Consider the following 19,768-nt stretch of genomic DNA (forward strand, 5'->3'; position numbering starts at 1 on the left):
AAATAACCCCGCCCCCAATGCTAGATCTCCTGACCAGTTTCACTCAAGAAACCCGCCTGCTGCGCCTGACAACGCCGCTGGGGGCGGACGCCCTCGTCGTCGAATGCCTGCGCGGCGAAGAAGGCGTCAGCCAGTGCTATGCGCTGCATGTGACGGCGCTGTCGAGCAATGCCGACATTCCGCTGAAATCGTTGCTGGGCCAGCCGGCGCTGCTGGAACTCGATACCGCGCTCGGCGGCGGGCCGCGCTATTTCCACGGCCACGTCACCGACGTCGCCCTGCTGGGCGCCGATGGCGGCCTGGCGCGCTATGCGCTCACTCTCGGCCCGTGGTACAGCTTCCTGCGCCATGGCCGCGACAGCCGCGTGTTCCAGGACAAGAACGTGCTCGACATCCTGTCGGCGCTGTTTCAAAGCTGGGAGAGCGTGGGCAAGCTGGTGCCGGACTGGCGCTTCGACGTGCAGGACCCGGGCGCCTATCCGGTGCGCTCGCTGACCTGCCAGTACCAGGAATCCAACCTCGACTTCGCTGAACGGCTGATGCGCGAGGAGGGTCTGTTCTACTACTTCGAACACAGCGGCGCGCCCGACAGCGACACCTTCGGCAGCCACGTCATGGTGATCGCCGACCACAACGGCAGCTTCCAGCCGAATGCGCAGCCGGTGGTGCGCTTCAGCCAGCCCGGCGCCGTGATGCGCGAGGACAGCATGGACCGCTGGCGCACCGAGGCGCGCTGGACGCCGGACACGCTGGAACTGTCCAGCTGGGACTACCGCAGCAACGACACGCGGCCGGTCGCCGCGGCCGGCGCGGTGATCGGCGCGCAGTCGCACAGCAGCCGCGACACGCCGGGCGCCTACGCCTACCAGTCGCGCGAGCACGGCCAGCGCATCGCCGACCAGCAGTTGCAGGCGCTGGAAGTGACGCGCGAAACCCATGTGGGCGCGGGCACGGTGCGCACGCTGGCGCCCGGCACGACCTTCACGCTGACCGGCCAGGCCCAGCTCGACCTGGCGGCCGGCGACAGCGAGCGCACCTTTGTCGCCCTGCGCGTGCTGCATCTGGCGCACAACAACCTGAGCACGGACATCAAGCACCAGGTCAGCGGCCTGCTGGGGCTGAACGCGCTGGCGCAGACCATCGCCAGGGAGCAATCCGGCAGCCTGCACGCGGTGGGCCAGGACAAGGGCGAGCGCCCGCTGTACCGCAACCGCGTCGACGCCATCCGCAGCAGCGTGCCTTACCGCAGCAGCGACGTCGACGGCCATGGCCGCGTGCTGCATCCCAAGCCGACCGTGCGCGGCCAGCAGACCGCCGTGGTGGTGGGGCCGGCCGGCGCGGTCATCCACACCGACCGCGACCACCGCATCAAGGTGCAGTTCCACTGGCAGCGCGGCGGCCAGAGCCACAGCCGCCTGAATCATCCGGCGCCGGACGGCCACAGCGGCGCGCCCGGCGACGACCAGGCCGGCACCTGGGTGCGGATCGCCACGTCGCTGGCGTCGGTGGCCGGCGCCAACTGGGGCGCGGTGGCGGTGCCGCGCATCGGCAGCGAAGTGCTGGTCGACTTCATCGACGGCAATATCGACCGGCCGGTGGTGATCGGCAGCGTCTACAACGGCAGGGGGCAGGGCGACGCCCAGCACAACCAGGTCAGCCAGGGCGCCGGCGCGGCGACCGGCAATGCGCCGGCCTGGTTCCCCGGCGACGGCGGCGCGCACGCGCATCCGGCGGTGCTGTCGGGCATCAAGTCGCAGGCCATGGCCAGCAGCCAGGGCGGCAGCGGCGCCTACAGCCAGATGGTGTTCGACGATACGCCGGGCGAGTCGCGCGTGGCCTTGCAGCGGCATGCGGCGGCGTATCTGGGCACCGATGAATTGAATCTCGGCCATCTGCGCCATCAGACTGACAACCAGCGCTTGCAGACGGCGGGCTTCGGCGCCGAACTGAAGACAGAACACAGCGCCGCGTTGCGCGCCGGTCAGGGCATGCTGCTGTCGACCGACGCCCGCAACGGCGGCAACGGCCAGCAGTTGGACAGCAGCGAAGCGCGGGCGCAGATCGACGCCGCCCGGCAGTTGCAGCAAAGCCTGGCCGAAACGGCGCAGAAGCATAACGCCAGGCTGAAGGACGGCAAGGGCGGCGACGAGCCCGCAGCGGAGCGGCTGCCGGCGATCGCGGCCATGGCCGCTGCGGCCAAGGTCGTGGCCGGTATGCAGGCCGGCGGCGGCGGCGAGGCGGGCGGCGCCGGGCAGGTGACGGCGTACAGCGAGCCGCATCTGCAATTGTCCGGTCCGGGCGGTATCGCGGCCACCACGCCGGCCAGCGCGATCGTGCGCGCGGGCGCGACGTCGAGCCTCAGCGCCGGGCAGGACGTGAACTTCGCGGCGCAGGGCAGCAGCATGCATTTGGTGAAGGACGGCATCAGCCTGTTCACCTACGGCAAAGCCAGCAGCGCCGACAAGCCGAACCAGGAAACCGGCATTAAATTGCACGCGGCCAGCGGCAAGGTCAGCGTGCAGAGCCAGTCGGACGTTACCAAGGTTACCGCCGACAAGCTGATCACCGTGGCCAGCGTGGGCAAGAGCGTGACCGTGGCGGCCAAGGAGCATGTGATGCTGACGGCGCAGGGGGCGTTCCTCAAGCTGGAGGGCGGCAACATCATGATCCACGGGCCGGGGACGATGACGTTCAAGGCGTCGATGAAGGAGTTGACGGGGCCGGCCAAGGGCGCTCCAGAGTTGCCGCATCTGCCTAGTCTCGCGCCGGTTACCCTGGCCCCTGGCGAAAAGGTCTTCAGCACCCGGGTTGATGCGGCGGGATTATTTGAGGACGCGGCGGCTGCTGCAGGCGCCGCATATGTCATTCAGCGACAGGACGGCACGCTGCTGAAAGGTAATTTGGATCAGTACGGCCGTACGGCACGCCTGTTCACCCCGGCGTCGGAACAGGTGACGGTGCTGGTCGGCGATGGTGAATGGGAAATTTTAGAGGATTCCGAATATGACTAAGAACAAGTTTGTGCTGGCCGCGGTATTGAGCGCCAGCCTTGCCCTGTCGGCATTGACCGCGTGTACCGCGGCAGAATCCGGCAATGGTGATACGGCTGCGGATCAAGCGGTGATCGCTTCATACAATACGCAATTATTTAGCCTGTTGATGAACAAGAAAAGTCTGGTGGATGGGAAGAATCACTATCAAAAAGAATTTGATCTTGCGTTTGATTCCCTGCTGGCCAAGTCGGCGCTGGCGAAATCTACGAAACTTGCGGTCCCTTTGAAGAAGCGCTTGCTGAGCGGCCCACAACCTGAGCCGGCAGTCGTGCAGGACAAGCACAGCGGCCGTCAATATGTCTATTACGAAGCCTGCCAGGCGCACGCCTGCGATGAGACCAATCTGGCGTTGTTGTATGCGCCGGTCTCGAAAACCATGTTGGCCCGCTTGCACCTCGACGGCAAGGACGAGTATCTGGGCGATCCCTCGCCGGCAGAAAAGACGCTGCTGGACCATCCCAAAAATGCACCTTAAAGACGGTCTAATATGAGCAAGGGAGATATCGACGCATTCCTTAAAGCGTTGTTTCAGCGTGAAGCGGGAAAAAACACCCAGGTGATCAACTACGCTGGTTATATCGGCAAATATCAATTTGGCGAGAGCGCGCTGGTGGACCTGGGTTATTACACCGCGGACGGCACCAAGGAGAACGATTGGGACGGCAAGTGGACCGGCAAGCATGGCATCAAGCAGCGCAGTGATTTCCTCGGCAGCGAACAGGCTCAGGATGTGGCGGCGAAGGAGTGGGTGGAGCTGCTGTGCAAACGGATGAAGAAAATGAAGCTCGATGCCTATATCGGCAAGACGATCAAAGGCATCAAGATCACCGAGTCGGGCATCATCGCGGGCGCGCATTTGAAAGGGTTCGGCAACGACAAGCATCCAGGGGTTGCGCAGTTCCTGCGGTCAAACGGTGCGATTGACGCGACGGATGGCTTGAAGACCAGCGTGTCTCATTATGTCGAGCTGCTGGCCGACTATGATCTGGGGTGCTGCAATAAACTGACCGTGGCGTTCGCTGAAAAGAAAACGGGCGCGCCAATTTCGGGGCTCGATGTCCTAGTGGAGAAGAACGGCAAACCTCATGCATCCGCCAAGACCGACGGCAATGGCGTGCTGCCACCCGTGCATGGGTTCAGTGCAGGTGACCAGTATCGGATATTCGTTGCGAAGCTGTCGGGCGGTTACAAGTTGTTGAAGGCCGGCGTGATGAGAGATGTGGACGCCAGTTTGGCATTCTTGAGCCCGAAGGCAAAGACCACCACCTCGACGGATCAGCATAAAGGCCCTCCTGCTGAAAAAAAAGCGCCTCCCGCGCCCGCTCCGCCGAAACCGGCACCTAAGGTGGAGCGACCGAAGGATCGCCCGGAGTTCACCAGCATCAAGCCGATCGAACCCGATCTACTCGATAAAAATTCGGCGATATGGGACAGGCTGCAGGCGCTGCCAGCCGTGGCAGTGGAACCATTCGCCGCCTCGTCAGAAACGTCGTCGGCGGAGCCGCCAATTCCGGTCACGGCGGCTGAGTCCGAGGAGGCGCCACAGCCTGCTGCGGAGACTGCGCCGCAGACATCGGTTGAGCAAGCAAAGGTCGCAGCAGCGGAGGCCACGCCATCGGCGGATTCGACGCCTGCCGCTGCGGCGTCGCCGTTACCTGCTGCCATCCCGTCGCCATCGCCATCGCCGTCGTCGCCTGCCGTCGCGTCAGCCGCTGCCGCCCCATCGCCTGCGGCGCCGCCGGCGGCCCAAAAGCCGGCTGCAGCGGCAGCTTCGGTCGAGGCTGAAAAAACCCGTAGCGTAAAAGGGCATCCGAAAGCGGTCGCAAAGAAAGCACCTCCACCGCCGCCGCCACCACCACCAGCGACCAAGATGCAAAAGACGATTCCCGGGTTACTTTTCCCTCTTGAGGAGCGGCCCGCGGAGTCTTACCATGATGGCGCGCGGCGCTTTGGTTCGAACCGCAGCGGCGGAACACGCAAGCACGCCGGTATTGACCTTTACGCGCCAGTGGGTACCCCGGTACGTGCGATGGCGGATGGGGTGGTTCTGCAAGTCTATGCGTTTTATGAAGGTACCTGGGTCATTGAAGTAAATCACGGCACGTTTATCGCTCGCTATGGCGAGGTTGCCCACAAAGGCATTGAGGTGAAGGCGCTCGACGAGGTGAAGCGCGGACAAAAACTGGGTACCGTTGGAAAGCTGAATAACCTGGACATATCCATGTTGCATCTGGAACTATATGGTACGACGGAGAACCCCAAAGAAAAAGGTAAAGCCCTGACGCAAAAGACGCGGCAGCCATTTCAACGCCGGGATGATCTGATCAACCCGACGGAAAGCATCGACCAGGCAGTATTGGAGTAATAATGAATTTAAACTTTGTCAAATCGCTGCGCGCCGGTGCGCTTTTGGTGTTGGCCGTGGGGGCAGTGCAGGTTGCTTGCGCGCGTCAGGAGTCGCCTGCGGCCGCGCCGGCAGTGGCGCAGCAAGCGCCGCTGGGTGTGGTGATCGGTGCATTGGCGGACTATAAGACCTTCCGTCTCAAGAGCGCCCAGTTCCACGCGATAATCGCGCCATATTGCACCAGGGTCCGTGATAAAGCCCAAAAGCCGATGATACTTTGGGAATATACGTGTTCGCCGGAATCCGGTATTACTGGAATCAGCATGGACTCGCGGGAAGGGCTCGGCGAGCCGCTTCCGAACTACATGATGTCGATAGTCGTGGACTTCCCGGCAGACCGTTTTCCGGCTATTCAGGCATTAGTGGTGAAGAATCTGGGCCGTCCCAAAAAAAGCGGAAGTGATCATTTGGAATGGCGGTATTCCCGCGACAAGTTCTTAAATCAGAATGGAAATCCTGTAGTCAATCTGTCTCGCGAAGACGGTGAGAGCGCCTCTCTGCAAATCGTGTTAGAGCAGGGGCCGTGACGCAGCGAGAGAAATATATCGGTACGGTCTTGTTGATACTGACAACTCAAGTTGCCCGTGCGGTTCGGTGAGCGAACTGTTGGTCGCTGGGAGAGCATTTGCAGGAGCAAGTCTTGATGCTGTCGCTACCGTATGTAACGCCGGTATCTCTTTGCTCGGCACCGGAATTTCGGTGCGAGTGGCGGGGATGGAGCAGGTATGTACGAAGATCGCTAAGGACAGAAAACAGATGAGACTGAAACCCGTGAGAATGATTTCTGCGCTGATGTTCCTGGTCGCCGCATGGGGAAATGCCGATAGGTCTGTACGTGGTCTGGATTAAACTGTCGGAACATCCGTAGGCGCGCTGCTGTTCATGCGCGCGAAGTCGGCGGAAATTACGCCGGCGCTGGCGCGGGCCGCATTGGTGGGGGGGGAAGTACAGGCTTCACATTTTGGCGAGACGTCGGTTTATGAGGGTTCGCGTTAAGGGCATCCTGTCCCAGTTGGCTTAACAACGTATGCGCCGCCCTGCCCATCGACGACCAGCAGGGCGCTGCCTGGCCCGGCCACCTCTGCCGCTAGCACGCCGCCCGGCTTCCACCAGGCGCTGCGGCCCACCGCCGCATAACCGCCCGACGGCGCGGCGTGATTCGCCATCAGCACGCCCATGCCGAAGTCGCTGGCGTAGCGCTGCAGTTTGGCTGCGTCGTTTGCGTAGCCCGTTTCGGAAATCAGCACTCCCGCCAGATAGATCGAAGCTCCGTCCGCCGCCGCATCCGCAGCGTGCCGGTATTGCGTGGCGTCGGCGCAGATCGCCTGGGCGTAACGCTGCCCGTTCATCTCTTGGCAGTGCGCGCCCATCGGCCCCGGTCGCGCGTACAGCTCTTCGCCCGGATGCAGGTACTGCTTTCGGTAGACGGTGGTCGTGCCGTCGGGCAGGAAGGTGATCGCGGCGATGTGGGGCAGGGCGCCGTCGCCGAGCGGGGCGCCGGCGATGATGCGCATGCCGGTCGCCACTGCGGCGTCGCGCAACGGCGCCAGGCGCGCATCGTCCGGCGTCAGCAGGCAGTCGCGCAGCAGCGGCAGCTCATAGCCGCACAGCGACAGTTCGGGAAACAGCAGCAGCTCCACTCCCTCGGCATGGGCCGCCTCGATGAAACGCAAATGGATGGCGAGGTTGGCGTCGATGTCGCCGGCGATGGACGGCGATTGCGCGGCGGCGATGCAGATGCCCATTACTTCTCCTGTTTCAGCGGCTTGCCCTTGTCGATCACTTCGCGGCAGTCGCCCTTGAAGCTGGCGTTGTCATAGTTGCTCCAGCCGTAGCTGTCGACGTAGCGCTTGTGCTGCTTGAACTGTTTGTTGACGAAGCTCCACTCCAGCCGCTCGTCGTCGTACTCGATATCGCCCAGGTCCAGCAGCGTGTGGAAGATGTTTTCCGTCGCCAGCCGCGCCTTGCGGTGGCGGACCAGCTGCTTCACCTTTTCCGGATAGCGCGCCTTGTATTCGTCCGAGTACCACACCAGCGCCGGTACGTGGAATTCAAACTGCGTGTTGTGGCCATGGAAGGCCAGGTTGCAGCTATTGTCGTACAGCGTCTGGCCGTGGTCGGCCACGTAGACCATCGAGCCCAGCTGCTGCGTGTCCTTCAGCTGGTGGATCACCTGCGACAGGAACCAGTCGGTGTACAAGATGGAATTGTCGTAGCTGTTGTTGAGCTGCGGCTTGATCTTGGTGTCGGTGTAGACCGGCTTGTCGACGCCGAACAGCGACGGCTGCCATTTGTCGAATTCCTTCGGATAGCGCTGGCTGTAATTCCAGTGGTTGCCCAGCGTGTGCAGCACGATCAGCTTTTTCGGCGCCGGGTCGGCGATGGCGTGCTGCAAGGGCTCCAGCAGGATCTGGTCGAAGTTGGAGTTGTTGGTGAAGCCGCCCAGGTTCATGAACTGGATCACGTTCGCCTCCTTGGCGAACACCGACACCGGCGTGTCGAACTGGCCGAACGAGATCTGGTTGGACAGCCACCAAGTCTTGAAGCCCGCTTCCTTATATGCGGTCAGGAAGGATTTTTCCGAGAAGCCGTCCTTCAGGCTCTGCATCGCCGGCTTGCGCGAGATGATCACCGGCACCGACAGCCGCGTCGCCGATACCGCCGTGATGACGTCCGGCAGCGTGACCAGGTTGGCTTCCTGCTTGAGCAGTGGGGTGGTGTCGCGTTGGTAGCCGTTGATGCCCCAGCGGTCGTAGCGCGACGATTCGCCGATCACCATGATGACGATTTCCGGCGTGTCGTTCTTCTCCGGCTGGTGCGCCTTGAAGCTGAAGCTGCTGCTGCGCCGGCCCAGGTCGGCCAGGTATTCGCGCTCCTTGACGAAGTCGACGCCGCGCGCGGTCAGGCCGAACGGCCACGACGAGGCGAAGTTGTCGAAGCCCAGCGGCGAGCGCATCCACCACGGCAGCTGCGCCAGTTGCCAGCCGCTGCGGCCGGCGCCGGCGATGGCGGCGTGCTCGGGCGAGCTGTCCTCTTCGGCGTCTTCCTCCTCTTCCTCCTCGGAGGCGGCGTCGCTGGCATCGGCCGAGGCGGTGATGCCGACATGGCTGTGCGCGGAACCGAGCGCCGAGCCGATGGCCGAACCCAGCGCCGACCCGGCCGGCCTGGCGCTGGCCGGCTTGATGCTGGCCGCCGCCGATGCAGGGGCCGAGGCCTTCTGCGCCGGCTTGGCGCGGACGCCGAATTCCCAGCCGTAGACCCACAGCGCGGACAGCGCCGCTAATAAAAGCAGCGCGCTCCAACGCGACTTGCCGCGCCAGGCCAGCATCGGGCTGCGGCGGGCGGCCAGCTGCACCGCGATCCACCAGGCGATCGCCGCCAGCATCACCGCGCCCATCAGCCACACTTTGCGGCCGAGGAATTCCAGCGCCTCCCTGGGGCTGGTCTCGGCGATGATGCCCAGGTGGTGGGTGGAGATGCCCTGGCCATAGTAGATGAACAGGTACAGCTCGGTCGGCAGCGCCAGGAAGGCCGGCAGCAGCAGCCAGTGGAACCAGGCCGGGCGCTGCAGCACGCTCCACACCGCGACCCAGGCCAGCAGCTCGACCAGCAGGATGTGCGTCAGCTCCGGCACTTGCCGCCCCAGCAGGATGGGCACGCAGGGCACCAGCGACAGCAGCAGGTAGCTAGACAGCACGAACAGGGGAGCGGGGCGCAACAAAGATCGCATAGACAGGGAAGGTTGGAGATTGTCTGCTATTATCAAGTGTTTCCTGACCTTTCAGCTAGTGTTTGCGTACCCGCCGAGGCCGCATTCCGCCGCGAAATAGATTGACTGGTATTCCAACCACGTCTATACTCGCGAGTTCTCAATTTATTCTGCACATCGTATACGCTGTTTCAGGCCGCTCCTTGCGAGTGGCTATTCGCGCCTCCGTTGTTCCTGTAGATCGAGACGAGGTTTTAGTCGCCGGACAGTCGTCCGGGTTATTAATGTTGTAATTTTGTTGGGTTTATAACGATGCCAACCATCAATCAACTGATTCGCAATCCACGCGTCGCTCTGACCGTGAAAAGCAAATCGCCGGCGCTGGAAAACAGCCCGCAAAAGCGCGGTGTTTGCACCCGTGTGTACACCACCACTCCTAAAAAGCCTAACTCGGCGCTGCGTAAAGTAGCCAAAGTTCGCCTGACCAACGGTTTCGAAGTTATTTCGTACATCGGCGGTGAAGGCCACAACCTGCAAGAGCACAGCGTTGTCCTGCTGCGCGGCGGTCGTGTAAAGGATTTGCCAGGTGTGCGTTACCACATGGTTCGCGGTGCACTGGATACCCAGGGCGTTAAAGACCGTAAGCAAGCTCGCTCGAAATACGGTACCAAGCGTGCCAAGCAAGCCAAGAAGTAATCTGCTTTAAAAGTTTTCGCTCAGTGGCAGCTAACTAAGTGAATGTAATCGACCGTAGTGGTCGAGTAAGTGGTCGGCTATGATGGCCCTCCGCGAGAGTGCGAATCCCATATCTGCGCACCTCAACTGAAGATTGAAAGGAATTGATATGCCACGTCGTCGTGAAGTACCCAAGCGCGAGATTCTGCCGGATCCAAAATTCGGCAACACGGATGTCGCCAAGTTCGTGAACGTTCTGATGCTGTCCGGTAAAAAATCGGTCGCAGAAAACATCATCTACGGTGCCTTCGAGCACATCGCAGCCAAGTCGGGCAAAGATCCGTTGGAAGTGTTCGCTACCGCGATCAACAACGCCAAGCCACTGGTTGAAGTGAAATCCCGTCGCGTCGGTGGTGCAAACTACCAGGTGCCGGTTGAAGTGCGCCCAGTGCGTCGTATGGCTCTGTCCATGCGCTGGCTGCGTGAAGCTGCGAACAAGCGCAGCGAAAAATCCATGCCACAACGCCTCGGCGGTGAGCTGATGGAAGCGGCTGAAGGCCGCGGCGGTGCAATGAAGAAGCGTGACGAAGTTCACCGCATGGCTGAAGCGAACAAGGCGTTCTCGCACTTCCGCTTCTAATCAAATCGGCCGGACCCTGCGTGGTCTGGCTGTTATCTGTTGTTCGAGGCCGGGCTCATTTTTGTCAGCAAAAATGGCGCTCGGTTTTGTCCATTCAAAGATTTAGGAATAATTATGGCCCGCAAGACCCCCATCGAGCGCTACCGCAATATCGGTATCTCCGCTCACATCGATGCAGGTAAGACCACCACCACCGAACGCGTCCTGTTCTACACGGGCGTGAACCACAAGATCGGTGAAGTTCACGATGGCGCCGCCACCATGGACTGGATGGAACAGGAACAAGAGCGCGGCATTACCATTACCTCGGCAGCGACGACCTGCTTCTGGAAGGGTATGGCTAACAACTTCCCTGAGCACCACATCAACATCATCGACACGCCAGGCCACGTTGACTTCACCATTGAAGTTGAACGTTCGATGCGCGTGCTGGATGGTGCTTGCATGGTTTACTGCGCAGTGGGCGGTGTTCAGCCACAGTCGGAAACCGTATGGCGTCAGGCTAACAAGTACAAAGTGCCACGTCTGGCCTTCGTCAACAAGATGGACCGTACCGGCGCCAACTTCTTCAAGGTCTACGAGCAGATGCGCGCTCGCCTGAAGGCGAACCCGGTCCTGATCCAGATCCCTATCGGCGCTGAAGAAAACTTCAAGGGCGTGATCGATCTGGTCAAGATGAAAGCCATCCTGTGGGACGAAGCGTCCCAGGGCATGAAGTTCGACTACGTCGAGATCCCTGCAGAGCTGGCCGAGTCGGCCGCCGAGTGGCGCGAGAAGATGGTGGAAGTCGCTGCTGAAGCGTCCGAAGAACTGATGAACAAGTACCTGGAAGAAGGCGACCTGTCGGAAGCCGAGATCAAGAAAGCGCTGCGCGAACGCACCATCGCTTCCGAGATCGTTCCTATGATGTGCGGTACCGCCTTCAAGAACAAGGGCGTACAGGCCATGCTGGACGCGGTCATCGAATACCTGCCGTCGCCACTGGACATCGACGACGTCGGCGGTACCGACGAGGACGAACAGCCAACCACCCGCAAAGCTTCGGACGAAGAGAAGTTCTCGGCGCTGGCATTCAAGATCATGACCGACCCGTTCGTCGGCCAGCTGGCCTTCTTCCGCGTGTACTCGGGCGCCATCAATTCGGGCGACACCGTGTACAACTCGGTCAAAGGCCGTAAAGAGCGTCTGGGTCGTATTCTGCAGATGCACGCCAACCAGCGCGAAGAGATCAAAGAAGTGCGCGCCGGCGACATCGCCGCCGCGGTTGGTCTGAAAGACGTGACCACCGGCGAAACCCTGTGCGATCCGACCGCGATCATCGTGCTGGAGCGCATGGTCTTCCCTGAGCCGGTGATTCAACAGGCTGTGGAACCAAAGACCAAGGCTGACCAGGAAAAAATGGGTCTGGCACTGAACCGTCTGGCTCAGGAAGATCCTTCGTTCCGCGTCAAGACCGACGAAGAGTCGGGCCAGACCATCATCGGTGGTATGGGCGAGCTGCACCTGGAAATTATCGTCGACCGTATGAAGCGCGAATTCGGCGTGGAAGCGACCGTCGGCAAGCCACAGGTTGCCTACCGCGAAACGATCCGCAAGGTCTGCGAAGAGTCCGAAGGCAAGTTCGTCAAGCAATCGGGTGGTCGTGGTCAATACGGTCACGTGGTTCTGAAGATCGAACCGCAAGAACCAGGCAAGGGCTTCGAATTCGTTGACGCGATCAAGGGCGGTACCGTTCCTCGCGAATACATCCCTGCGGTGGAAAAAGGCGTGCGCGGCACCCTGAACACCGGTGTTCTGGCTGGCTACCCAGTGGTCGACGTCAAGGTCACGCTGTTCTTCGGTTCGTACCACGATGTGGACTCGAACGAAAACGCGTTCCAGATGGCCGCTTCGATGGCGTTCAAAGAAGGCTGCCGCAAAGCGTCGCCAGTCATTCTGGAGCCAATGATGGCTGTGGAAGTGGAAACGCCGGAAGACTACGCCGGTACCGTGATGGGCGATCTGTCGTCCCGCCGCGGTATGGTGCAGGGCATGGACGAGATCCCAGGCGGCGGTGGCAAGATCATCAAAGCTGAAGTGCCTCTGTCGGAAATGTTCGGTTACTCGACCACGCTGCGTTCCGCAACGCAAGGTCGCGCTACCTACACGATGGAATTCAAGCACTACTCGGAAGCGCCTAAGCACGTTATCGACGCGATCGTTACCGCTAAAGCTAAGTAATTTGTATTGTTTTGCGCCCGGGGAGATCCTCCGGGCGCATATTTAAAACATTGTTCTAAGGAAGAATAAAATGGCAAAAGAGAAATTCGAACGGACCAAGCCGCACGTCAACGTCGGCACCATCGGCCACGTCGACCACGGCAAGACCACCCTGACCGCAGCAATCGCTACCGTTCTGTCGAAGAAATTCGGCGGCGAAGCTAAAGCCTACGACCAGATCGATGCAGCACCAGAAGAAAAAGCACGCGGCATCACCATCAACACCGCGCACGTCGAGTACGAAACCGCTACCCGTCACTACGCTCACGTTGACTGCCCAGGCCACGCCGATTACATCAAAAACATGATTACCGGTGCTGCGCAGATGGACGGCGCGATCCTGGTTTGCTCCGCAGCCGACGGCCCAATGCCACAGACCCGCGAGCACATCCTGCTGGCCCGTCAAGTTGGCGTTCCATACATCGTCGTGTTCCTGAACAAGTGCGATCTGGTCGACGACGAAGAGCTGCTGGAACTGGTTGAAATGGAAGTTCGCGAGTTGTTGTCGAAGTACGAATTCCCAGGCGATGACCTGCCTATCATCAAAGGTTCGGCACGTAAAGCGCTGGACGGCGACACCGGTCCTCTGGGCGAAGTAGCCATCATGGCTCTGGCCGACGCACTGGACAGCTACATCCCTACGCCAGAGCGCGCAGTGGACGGCGCCTTCCTGATGCCAGTGGAAGACGTGTTCTCGATCTCGGGTCGCGGTACCGTTGTGACCGGTCGTATCGAGCGCGGTATCATCAAGGTCGGCGAAGAGATCGAAATCGTTGGTATCACCGACACCGTCAAGACCATCTGCACCGGCGTGGAAATGTTCCGCAAGCTGCTGGACCAGGGTATGGCTGGCGACAACGTCGGTCTGCTGCTGCGCGGCACCAAGCGTGAAGACGTACAGCGTGGTCAGGTTCTGGCCAAGCCAGGCTCGATCAAGCCGCACAACCACTTCACCGGCGAGATCTATGTTCTGTCGAAAGACGAAGGCGGCCGTCATACGCCGTTCTTCAACAACTATCGTCCACAGTTCTACTTCCGTACCACCGACGTGACCGGTTCGATCGAACTGCCAGCGGACAAAGAAATGGTTATGCCAGGCGATAACGTGTCGATCACCGTCAAGCTGATCAACCCGATCGCGATGGAAGAAGGTCTGCGCTTCGCTATCCGCGAAGGCGGCCGTACCGTCGGCGCCGGCGTTGTTGCTAAAATCATCGCTTAATTTTTAAGCGCTGAGATGAAACAGGGTCGGCATGGTGTGATACCATGTCGACCCTGTTACAGTAATACTCGTTCTTTTAAACATTGCTGACGCTACATAGTTGTCAGTTCGCTCTTTTGAGGAAATATCATGTCCGCACCAAACCAGAAAATCCGTATCCGCCTGAAAGCTTTCGACTACAAGCTGATCGACCAGTCCGCACTGGAAATCGTTGACACCGCTAAGCGCACCGGCGCCGTTGTCAAGGGCCCAGTCCCACTGCCAACCCGCATCCAGCGTTTCGACGTTCTGCGTTCGCCACACGTCAACAAGACCTCGCGCGACCAGTTCGAGATCCGCACCCACCAGCGCCTGATGGACATCGTCGACCCAACCGACAAGACCGTTGACGCACTGATGAAGCTGGACCTGCCAGCTGGTGTTGACGTCGAAATCAAACTGCAATAATCGCTTTCAAGCCGGCCGGCGGAGCAGTTTTTTCCGCCGCCAGCTGATGATGGGGCCGGGCCTGTTCGCGAACGCGAGCGCGCCCGGCCCCATTGTCGTTTGCGCCACTGTTTTTGCAAGCAATTGTTCCAGAAAACAACAAACACACTAATAAACTAACCAAATTGTAATGTAGCGTTCTGTATTCCTTGTCACCTGCACCATGTGTGTGCAAAATTTGCGATAGACGTGAAAAGCTAGGTTCATCGTACCCCGATGGACGATAGCGAACGCGCAGATTAAATACATCACATCTGGGAGCAGTTCTTGAAAAAACCACTTTTTAAAAAAAGTGCGATCGCTATCGCATTGACCGTCGCTTTCTCGCAGCACGCCTACGCTCAGCAAGCCGCTGACACCGAACCTAAACTGCAACGCGTCGAAATTACCGGTTCCAGCATCAAGCGCACCGACAACGAAGCCGCCGCATCGGTCCAGGTCCTGACCCGCGACGACATCGAGCGCACCGGCAAGCACACCATTCTGGATCTGCTGCGTTCGTCGAGCGCCACCTCCACCAACGTCAGCTCGGCAACGGCCAGCTCGGGCAGCTTCGCCACCGGCGCGTCCGGCATCGAAATGCGCAACCTGGGCAAGGTTTCCACCCTGATCCTGGTCAACGGCCGCCGCATCGCACCTTACGGCCTGGCTGACGGCGCCCAGGAAAACTTCACCAACCTGGACGCGATCCCGACCGACGCGGTCGAGCGCATCGAGATCCTGAAGGATGGCGCTTCGGCCATCTACGGTTCCGACGCGATCGCCGGCGTGATCAACATCATCCTGCGCAAGGACTACGAGGGCGGCAAGGTCACGGTCAACTACGAGACCGCCGACGGCTTCCAGGACAACCGCAACCGCAGCGTCTCGGCGATCTACGGCTACGGCGATATCGACAAGCAAGGCTTCAACACCTACATCACCTTCGAAGGCTACAAGCGCGATGGCTACAGCATCGGCGACATGCGCGGCAAGTACCCTGACTGGTACCGCAAGACCCCTGGCCACTCGACCTGGGATGCCAAGAACACCTATTCGCCGACCGGAAACTACTTCTACAACAGCGCCAAGATCGTAGCGTTGCCTGGCTGCCCTGCCGACCAGATCGACCCGGCCGACAAGCTGTGCAAATTTGACCTGCTGCCATACACCGGCCTGACGACCAACAACAAGCGTTATGCGGCGATGAGCAACACCCACTTCAAGATCGGCGCCAACATCGATGCCAATTTTGAATTCACCACCGCTGGTGCGACCAACGAATACATCGTCCCACCACTGGCCACCTTCTCGACCACCTCGCCTAACATCTGGTACAACGCGATCGACGGCAAGATGATCGGCCCGTTCTTCTATCCGAAACTGCCAGTTGGCAACAACGGCAATAGCACGTCGCAGGCCATTGAACTGCGCGCGCGTCTGCTGGACACCGGCAACGGCTTCAACTTCAACCGCACCGAGTCCGACCAGAGCCGCGCCATGCTGGACCTGAGCGGCACCGTCGGCGACTATGACTGGAAATCGGCGGCCGGCTACATGACCTCGTCGGCCAGCAAGGCTACCCGCGCGACCAGCATGAAGGGCTACAACGACGCTATCGTCAACAACACCTACAAGTTCGGCCAGAAAAACGATACAGCCCTGCTGGAATCGATGTTCCCGGTCCGTACCACTAAAGGTAAATCGAAGATTGCGTTCTTCGACGCTACCGTGTCCGGCGCGGTTGCCCAGCTGCCGGCAGGTCCGCTGAGCGTTGCCGTGGGTACCGACCTGCGTCGCGAATCGTATGAAATGTCGAGCTCGGACAACGTCCTGCGCGGCGACCTGGTTGGCATCTTCGGCCTGCAAGTCAAAGACACCGTCAGCCACTACGCGGTCTTCACCGAAGCGACCGTTCCAGTCGTCAAGAAGCTGGAGCTGAGCGCAGCCCTGCGCGCCGACAAAACCAGCGGCACCGAAGCGCACGTTTCGCCTAAGGTCGGCCTGAAATTCAACGCCACCGAAACGCTGCTGCTGCGCGGTACGGCATCGGGCGGTTTCCGCGCGCCGAACATCGTCGAAGCCGGTAACGGCCTGGGCCGCAGTGCGGTCAGCAGCCCGATCAATGACCTGCGTCGCTGCCCGATCGCCACTGAGTTGAACAAGCTGGTCCAGAATGGGGCGAACGCAACCACCACCGACAAGGCTCAGGCCAACACCTTCCTGAGCAACGAATGCAAGGGTTCGGTGCCGAGCTTTACCAAGTCGAATCCCGACCTGAAGCCGGAAACCTCGCGTTCGTATACGCTGGGCCTGGTGTTTGAGCCGGTCAAGAACTGGACCCTGGCACTCGACTACTACAATATCGAGCGCAAGAACGAAATCGGCACCCGTGACATTGGCGACGTGCTGAAAGGCGAGGCGACGCTGCCGGCCGGCCAGTTGGTGCGTGTGGACAGCACCGCGACTGACAACGAGTTCCTGACCCTGGTCAAGAAATACGCGCCAAGCAACACCGTCAACTTCCAGGGCATCGGCCAGCTGGGTCTGATCTACAACCCATACGTCAACAGCGGCAAGACCAAGGCATCGGGCGTCGACTTCGACATCGCTGGCCGCGTCAAGATCCCGAACGTGGGCGATCTGCGTCTGAAACTGGAAGGTAACTACGCGCTGAACTACCAGGTCTTCGCGGTGGCTGACAACGCCTACGGCATCAACTCGGCGGGTAACTACGACGCCAAGGCGCGCCTGAACACCAAGCTGCGTGCTTCGTTGAAAGTTGGCGCGTTCGACCACGGCACGACCGTCAACTACTCCGGTGGCTACGGTCTGAACAGCGACGACAGCCTGAACTACTGCGCCACCAGCGGTGTCAGCGCCGCCAACATGCCTGCATGCGAACGCGTGCGCAGCCTCACCACGGTGGACTACAACCTGGCATACTCCGGCATCAAGAACGTGAAACTGGCCTTGTACATCAACAACCTGTTGAACAAGGACGCACAAGTGAACTACCGTGCTACGTTCACCACGCCGCAGTTCCGCACCTTCGCAGCGAGCGCTAGCTACACGTTCTAATCGCTTGGAACGGGCAGTCTGAAAAACCGGGCACTCGTTGCCCGGTTTTTTTCGCCTGTCGCGGCTGGACAGCGCCGCGCCGTGGCGCTAGAGTCGCTTGCCTAATACTCAACCGGAACGACCATGCTTGCTGCGCTGGACCACCACCTGCTCGACTACTCCGTCCGCCCCGGTCTGCGCGGCTGGGCGCGCTTCGCGGCCGAATTCCTGTACTTCGGCCTGAAGGAGGCGAGGGCCTGCCTGTTCGTCGCGCTGTTCTTCGGCGCCGTGCTGCTGGTGCCGCACGCCGGCGTGCTGGGCCTGCCGCGCTACGATGTGCTGCTGCTCGTCGCGTTGGCGATCCAGTTGGGCATGGTGTGGGCGGGACTGGAGACGTGGGACGAGCTGAAGGCGGTCAGCCTGTTCCATGTGGTCGGCTTCGCGCTGGAAGTGTTCAAGGTGTCCGGGGCGATCCAGTCGTGGAGCTATCCCGACTTCGCCTATACCAAGCTGTGGGGCGTGCCGCTGTTCTCGGGCTTTATGTACGCGGCGGTGGGTAGCTACATCATCCAGGCCTGGCGCCTGTTCGACTTGCGCATCCGACATCATCCGCCGTACTGGATGGCGGTGCTGATCGCCGTGCTGATCTACGTGAACTTCTTCACCCACCATTACATCGGCGACTATCGCTGGTATCTGGCGGCCTGCGCGCTCGGCCTGTATGCGCGCACCACGGTGGTGTTCCGGCCGCTGGACTGCGACCGCCGCATGCCGATGCTGCTGGCCTTCGTGCTGATCGGGTTTTTCATCTGGCCGAGAACATCAGCACCTTCTGGGGCGTGTGGCGCTATCCGAACCAGCTGGGCGCCTGGTCGGCGGTGCATGTCAGCAAGTGGAGCTCATGGTCGCTGCTGGTGGTGATGACTTTCACCATCGTCGCCCATCTGAAGCACATCAAGGCCCGCATCCACGTGCCCGAACGCTGAAGCGCGCGCCGGCCAAATCAAAAAAGCCTGCACATGAAATTCATGTTGCCGATAAGGAAAGATCCGGCCCAGGCGAACGCACCGATTGCCGCGTATGCAATGCTCAACCCGAATTGAGCAACGAAGGCGCGCTGTCGTGATTTGAAGAAAGGCGCGCTCAGCAAGAATGCCAAGCCTATCAAGCCGGCGATAACATAGAGTTCCAGTCCGCCATGACATGAGTGGTCTCGTCCGATGATTAGGGCGAGAAGGAGAAATCCTAGGCTGGCGATTAACGGAGGTGAAAATTCAGGCTTGAGTCCGTGCATGATGACGTCCGTTCAAACGGGCTGGAGTTGCTGTGAAGCTTCGTCCGAAACGTCCATATGTGCCTTGCGTAATGACAATATTTACGCGCATCTTCGTCTTGGCCGACTCAGCCGCGATCGGCATGGCGCCTTGTTCTGCGGGTGCATCGTGGGAGTGCGCGGACAACGCCGCGGAAACCCGACATACCCCGTATTAAGTTGTTGCGTCAAGGGTCTTTTCGCGCTACACTAGCCGGCTTCGGTATGGATACGTCTTTTTATTGGTCCGTACTAATTTTAGTAGTTCAACATATCCCCGCCCAATCGTAGGTGGGAATTGGAGAAAAAATGAGCCTTGGCCTTCTCGGTCGCAAGGTTGGTATGATGCGCATCTTCACCGATGACGGGGATTCGATCCCAGTCACCGTGTTGGACGTATCGAACAACCGTGTTGCGCAAATCAAAACTCCTGAAACCGACGGTTATACCGCGGTTCAGGTCGCATTCGGTCAACGTCGCGCTTCCCGCGTAACGAAGGCTGTTGCTGGTCACCACGCTAAAGCCGGTGTCGAAGCTGGTACTCTGTTGAAAGAGTTCCGCGTTGACGCAGCCAAAGCTGCCGAACTGAAAGCTGGCGATGTTGTTGCCGCTTCCCTGTTCGAAGTCGGTCAGAAGATCGACGTTCAAGGTGTCACGATCGGTAAAGGCTACGCCGGTACCATCAAGCGTCACCACTTTGCTTCGGGCCGTGCTACCCACGGTAACTCCCGTTCGCACAATGTTCCAGGTTCCATCGGTATGGCGCAAGATCCAGGCCGCGTGTTCCCTGGTAAGCGCATGACCGGTCACCTCGGTGACGTCACCCGCACTGTGCAGAACCTCGAAATCGCCCGTATCGATGCCGACCGTCAGCTGCTGCTGGTCAAAGGCGCGATCCCAGGCGCGAAAAATGGCCAGGTTGTTGTATCGCCTGCTGTCAAAGTTAAAGCAAAGAAGGGAGCTTAAACG

At 60.2% G+C, this 19,768-nt stretch carries 14 protein-coding genes and 1 pseudogene; 12 read left to right on the forward strand and 3 right to left on the reverse strand.

The window, feature by feature from the left end; all coding sequences use genetic code 11:
* Nucleotides 1-17: 17 nt before the first annotated feature.
* The 4 genes from KVP70_RS18235 to KVP70_RS18250 are packed head-to-tail and all read left to right on the forward strand — an operon-like array spanning nt 18 to nt 5,984.
* Entirely contained in the window at nt 18-3,011 is a 2,994-nt protein-coding gene (locus KVP70_RS18235; RefSeq protein WP_229224909.1) for a type VI secretion system Vgr family protein, read from the forward strand.
* Nucleotides 3,004-3,528, forward strand: coding sequence for an Ivy family c-type lysozyme inhibitor (locus tag KVP70_RS18240; protein WP_217943616.1), 525 nt, complete (start codon nt 3,004-3,006; stop codon nt 3,526-3,528). Before KVP70_RS18235 ends, KVP70_RS18240 begins: the two co-directional genes overlap by 8 nt.
* A 12-nt stretch (nt 3,529-3,540) precedes the next feature.
* Nucleotides 3,541-5,418, forward strand: a complete 1,878-nt coding sequence (locus tag KVP70_RS18245; protein WP_217943617.1) for a M23 family metallopeptidase — start codon at nt 3,541-3,543, stop codon at nt 5,416-5,418.
* Between the two features lie 2 nt (nt 5,419-5,420).
* Nucleotides 5,421-5,984 carry a hypothetical protein gene (locus KVP70_RS18250; RefSeq protein ID WP_217943618.1) on the forward strand — a complete coding sequence of 188 codons (564 nt, stop codon included), beginning with the start codon at nt 5,421-5,423 and terminating at the stop codon, nt 5,982-5,984.
* 465 nt (nt 5,985-6,449) lie between these two features.
* Here KVP70_RS18250 and KVP70_RS18255 read toward each other — a convergent pair whose 3' ends face one another.
* Nucleotides 6,450-7,202: a carbon-nitrogen hydrolase family protein gene (locus KVP70_RS18255; protein ID WP_217943619.1), complete on the reverse strand. Its 753-nt coding sequence runs from the start codon at nt 7,200-7,202 to the stop codon at nt 6,450-6,452.
* Nucleotides 7,202-9,175 carry a phosphoethanolamine transferase gene (locus tag KVP70_RS18260; RefSeq protein ID WP_501039838.1) on the reverse strand — a complete coding sequence of 658 codons (1,974 nt, stop codon included), beginning with the start codon at nt 9,173-9,175 and terminating at the stop codon, nt 7,202-7,204. The genes KVP70_RS18255 and KVP70_RS18260 overlap by 1 nt, the downstream gene beginning before the upstream one ends.
* 303 nt (nt 9,176-9,478) lie before the next feature.
* Between KVP70_RS18260 and rpsL the strand changes: the two genes are divergently transcribed.
* From rpsL to KVP70_RS18295, 7 genes and pseudogenes are all read left to right on the forward strand, one after another.
* Nucleotides 9,479-9,862, forward strand: coding sequence for a 30S ribosomal protein S12 (gene rpsL, locus KVP70_RS18265; RefSeq protein ID WP_008444270.1), 384 nt, complete (start codon nt 9,479-9,481; stop codon nt 9,860-9,862).
* Between the two features lie 148 nt (nt 9,863-10,010).
* Nucleotides 10,011-10,481, forward strand: a complete 471-nt coding sequence (rpsG, locus tag KVP70_RS18270; protein ID WP_008444271.1) for a 30S ribosomal protein S7 — start codon at nt 10,011-10,013, stop codon at nt 10,479-10,481.
* Between the two features lie 114 nt (nt 10,482-10,595).
* Nucleotides 10,596-12,701 (forward strand): elongation factor G, encoded by a 2,106-nt coding sequence (gene fusA / locus KVP70_RS18275; protein ID WP_217943621.1) that lies wholly within the window; start codon nt 10,596-10,598, stop codon nt 12,699-12,701.
* Nucleotides 12,702-12,771: 70 nt separating this feature from the next.
* Nucleotides 12,772-13,962: an elongation factor Tu gene (gene tuf / locus KVP70_RS18280; protein WP_020704295.1), complete on the forward strand. Its 1,191-nt coding sequence runs from the start codon at nt 12,772-12,774 to the stop codon at nt 13,960-13,962.
* A 129-nt stretch (nt 13,963-14,091) separates the two neighbouring features.
* Nucleotides 14,092-14,409, forward strand: coding sequence for a 30S ribosomal protein S10 (gene rpsJ / locus KVP70_RS18285; RefSeq protein WP_005663509.1), 318 nt, complete (start codon nt 14,092-14,094; stop codon nt 14,407-14,409).
* Nucleotides 14,410-14,715: 306 nt separating this feature from the next.
* A complete protein-coding gene (locus tag KVP70_RS18290) occupies nt 14,716-17,508 on the forward strand; it encodes a TonB-dependent receptor plug domain-containing protein (RefSeq protein WP_217943622.1) in 2,793 nt (930 codons plus the stop codon).
* A 123-nt stretch (nt 17,509-17,631) separates the two neighbouring features.
* Nucleotides 17,632-18,473, forward strand: a pseudogene (locus KVP70_RS18295) (DUF817 domain-containing protein).
* Nucleotides 18,474-18,490: 17 nt separating this feature from the next.
* On the opposite strand, the gene KVP70_RS18300 reads toward KVP70_RS18295, so the two are convergent.
* Nucleotides 18,491-18,781: a hypothetical protein gene (locus KVP70_RS18300; RefSeq protein WP_217943623.1), complete on the reverse strand. Its 291-nt coding sequence runs from the start codon at nt 18,779-18,781 to the stop codon at nt 18,491-18,493.
* Nucleotides 18,782-19,108: 327 nt separating this feature from the next.
* On the opposite strand from KVP70_RS18300, the gene rplC reads away from it, so the two are divergent.
* Nucleotides 19,109-19,765: a 50S ribosomal protein L3 gene (rplC, locus tag KVP70_RS18305; RefSeq protein ID WP_020704370.1), complete on the forward strand. Its 657-nt coding sequence runs from the start codon at nt 19,109-19,111 to the stop codon at nt 19,763-19,765.
* Nucleotides 19,766-19,768: the final 3 nt, after the last annotated feature.

It is taken from the genome of Duganella violaceipulchra (assembly GCF_019166075.1).
GTDB lineage: Bacteria > Pseudomonadota > Gammaproteobacteria > Burkholderiales > Burkholderiaceae_D > Rugamonas > Rugamonas violaceipulchra.

Bases quoted from the DNA above. Each gene is read 5' to 3' on its own strand.
- KVP70_RS18235 (WP_229224909.1), top strand. From the start codon at position 18: ATGCTAGATCTCCTGACCAGTTTCACTCAAGAAACCCGCCTGCTGCGC.
- KVP70_RS18240 (WP_217943616.1), top strand. From the start codon at position 3,004: ATGACTAAGAACAAGTTTGTGCTGGCCGCGGTATTGAGCGCCAGCCTT.
- KVP70_RS18245 (WP_217943617.1), top strand. From the start codon at position 3,541: ATGAGCAAGGGAGATATCGACGCATTCCTTAAAGCGTTGTTTCAGCGT.
- KVP70_RS18250 (WP_217943618.1), top strand. From the start codon at position 5,421: ATGAATTTAAACTTTGTCAAATCGCTGCGCGCCGGTGCGCTTTTGGTG.
- KVP70_RS18255 (WP_217943619.1), bottom strand. From the start codon at position 7,202: ATGGGCATCTGCATCGCCGCCGCGCAATCGCCGTCCATCGCCGGCGAC.
- rpsL (WP_008444270.1), top strand. From the start codon at position 9,479: ATGCCAACCATCAATCAACTGATTCGCAATCCACGCGTCGCTCTGACC.
- rpsG (WP_008444271.1), top strand. From the start codon at position 10,011: ATGCCACGTCGTCGTGAAGTACCCAAGCGCGAGATTCTGCCGGATCCA.
- fusA (WP_217943621.1), top strand. From the start codon at position 10,596: ATGGCCCGCAAGACCCCCATCGAGCGCTACCGCAATATCGGTATCTCC.
- tuf (WP_020704295.1), top strand. From the start codon at position 12,772: ATGGCAAAAGAGAAATTCGAACGGACCAAGCCGCACGTCAACGTCGGC.
- rpsJ (WP_005663509.1), top strand. From the start codon at position 14,092: ATGTCCGCACCAAACCAGAAAATCCGTATCCGCCTGAAAGCTTTCGAC.
- KVP70_RS18300 (WP_217943623.1), bottom strand. From the start codon at position 18,781: ATGCACGGACTCAAGCCTGAATTTTCACCTCCGTTAATCGCCAGCCTA.
- rplC (WP_020704370.1), top strand. From the start codon at position 19,109: ATGAGCCTTGGCCTTCTCGGTCGCAAGGTTGGTATGATGCGCATCTTC.